The 2,647-nt window shown below is 77.4% G+C and carries 1 protein-coding gene and 1 pseudogene; both read left to right on the top strand.

From position 1 onward, the window contains the following. Positions 1-895: hypothetical protein (locus LG632_RS29935; protein WP_226731068.1), on the top strand; the 895-nt coding region annotated here is incomplete at its 5' end. Between the two features lie 154 nt (positions 896-1,049). Beyond that, positions 1,050-2,647 (top strand): annotated as a pseudogene (locus tag LG632_RS29930) (hypothetical protein); the annotation flags it as partial.

The following is a 2,647-nucleotide window of genomic DNA, read 5'->3' as shown; positions in this document are numbered from 1 at the left end:
CCACGCCGAGCACGCCGCGTGGAGCGAGCCCGACGAGGGCCCGTCCGCGCCCGCGCCGAGCGTCCCGACCACCGGGGCCACCCCGGCCGACGCCGCCGACGCGGCGCGCCTCGTCGCGTACGGGCTCCAGCCCAAGCTGCTGCCCGCCCGCGACGCCGAGTACGCCGAGCTGCTGCGCCGGTACCGCGAGGACCCCGGCTTCGCCCGCCTCGCCGACGCCGTCGCCACCGGCCTCGGCCTGGTCGTGCTGGAGGTCTCCACCCGCGCCGGCATGGCCGTGGCCGCCGCCGAGGACTCCGTCTTCGCCGTCCGCATGGGCGACTACGCCCGCCGCACCGCCGCCGACTCCGCCGACCGGTTCCTGCACGGCCTGGCCCACCTCGCCGTCGCCGCGCTCGCCTTCCCCCGTCCCGAGGACCTCGCCGACGACGGCTACATCGGCCGCATCACCGTCAACGGCGTCGACTCCTTCGTCCGGCAGGCCTGCCGCCGCCTGGAGGAGCGCGCCGAGGAACTCGGCGAGAACACCGACCCCGCGAGCGACGCCCCGGGTCTGGAGGCCGCCTGGCGGGTCTACGCCCGCCGCAGCGCCACCGGCGCCACCAAGGACGCCCGCCGGCTGGCCGGTTCCACCACCGGCATCGTCGGCAAGGCCGTCGCCTTCCTCACCGACTCCGGCTTCCTGCAGCGCACCGGGGACGACGCCGGAGGCGCGTACCGCACCACCCCCCGCTACCAGCTGCAGGTCCGCGACATGGCGGGCAGCGCCGCGATGGCCGAGCTGCTGGAGCTCGGCGTGGTGCCCGTCAGCGACGGCTCCGCGAGCCTGCTGCCGCCGCCCGAGGGCGACGACCTGGACCTGGTGGCCGACGCCGGCCTGCCGTTCCACGCCTGACCCGCCCGGCGGGCCGCCCGTCCGCGCCCCCGTCCCCGCCGTCCGCCCGCCGTCCGTCCGCCCGCTGTCCGTCCGCCCGCTGTCCGTCCGCCCACTGTCCGTCCGCCCCGCCGTCCGTCCGTACCTCCGTACGTCCCCACCACGAGAGTCCGCCATGTACGAGCTGTCCCGGATCCGCCTCTACTCCATCGGGCCCGCCGGCGCGCGCTACGCCGACACCGTGCTCGACCTGCGCGGAGTGGGCGAGCCGGTGCCGGACCCGGCGCCCACCCAGGCGGAGTTCTTCGAGGAGGAGCCCGCCGGGCCGCCGCGCCGCCCCGCGCCCGCCGGCGTGCTGTTCCTGGAGAACGGCGGCGGCAAGTCCGTCCTGCTCAAGCTGATCTTCTCGGTCATGCTCCCCGGCCACCGCAACACCCTCGGCGGCGCCAGCTCGGGCGTACTGCGCAAGTTCCTGCTCGCCGACGACTGCGGACACGTCGCGCTGGAGTGGCAGCACACCCGCACCGGCGAGTGCGTGGTGGTCGGCAAGGTCAGCGAGTGGCGCGGCCGCCAGGTCTCCAACGACCCGCGCAAGTTCGCCGAGGCCTGGTACTCCTTCCGCCCCGGCCCGGGCCTGAGCCTGGACAACCTCCCGGTGGCCGAGTCGACCGCCGTGCGGCCCGCCGCCGAAGGCGCCTCCGGCGCCCAGGGCCGGCGCCGCACCATGAAGGGCTTCCGGGACGCGCTCACCGAGGCCGGCAAGGCGTACCCGCACCTGGAGGTGTACTGGGAGGAGATCCACGACCGCTGGAACGAGCACCTCGGCGAGCTCGGCCTCGACCCCGAACTCTTCCGCTACCAGCGCGAGATGAACGCCGACGAGGGCGAGGCCGCCGGCCTCTTCGCGGTCAAGAAGGACTCCGACTTCACCGACCTGCTGCTGCGCGCCGTCACCGACACCCGCGACACCGACGGCCTCGCCGACCTGGTCCACGGCTTCGGCAACAAGCTGGGCCGCCGCTCGGAGCTGATGGCCGAACGCGACTTCACCGCCGGCTCGGTGGACCTCCTGAACCGCATCGTCGAGGCCGCCGGCACCCGGGCCCGCGCCCGCGACGTCCACGCCGGCGCCGAGCGCCGCACCCGCACCCTGGCCCGGCGGCTGTCCGCCCGCGCCGCGCAGGAGCGCGGCCGGGCCGCAGACCTCGCGCAGCGGGTCACCGAGGCCGCCCACGAGGTGACCGCCGCCGAGAGCGCGCGCGAGCGCAGCGCGCTGATCGCCGCCGAACTCGCCTACCGGCACGCCTCGCTGGCCCTGACCGTGGCGGACAAGGCCGCCGCGGCCCAGCGCCGCGAGCTGCTGGAGGCCCGCACCCTGCACGCGGCGTGGCAGGCGGCCGAGTCCGTGCTGCGGCACCGCGCCGCCGCCGACCGCTCCGCCCGGGTCGCCGCCGCCATCCGGGAGGCCGAACGCGACGCCGCCCCGGCGCTGGCCGCCCGGGCCACGGCCGCCGCCGCGCTCGTACGGGCCCTGCACACGGCCGCGGAGGACGGCGAGCGGCTCGCCAACGAGGAGGAGGAGCGGTCCGCCGCCCTCCAGGCGGCGGCCGAGACCGCCCACCGGGACGCCACCGCCGCCGCGACCGCCGCGCAGCGGGCCCGCAGCGAGGCCGAGCACCTGCGGGCGCGGCTGTCGGAGGTGGAGCAGGAGACCGCCGAGGCCGTCCGGGCCGGCTGGCTGGACGACTCCGCGCCCGACGCCGACCCGGCCAG

The sequence above is a fragment of the Streptomyces antimicrobicus genome (genome assembly GCF_020532625.1).
In the GTDB taxonomy this organism is placed as follows: Bacteria; Actinomycetota; Actinomycetes; order Streptomycetales; family Streptomycetaceae; genus Streptomyces; species Streptomyces antimicrobicus.
The sequence above is the reverse complement of the archived record's forward strand: the minus strand, read 5'-3'. Positions and strand labels throughout refer to the sequence as shown.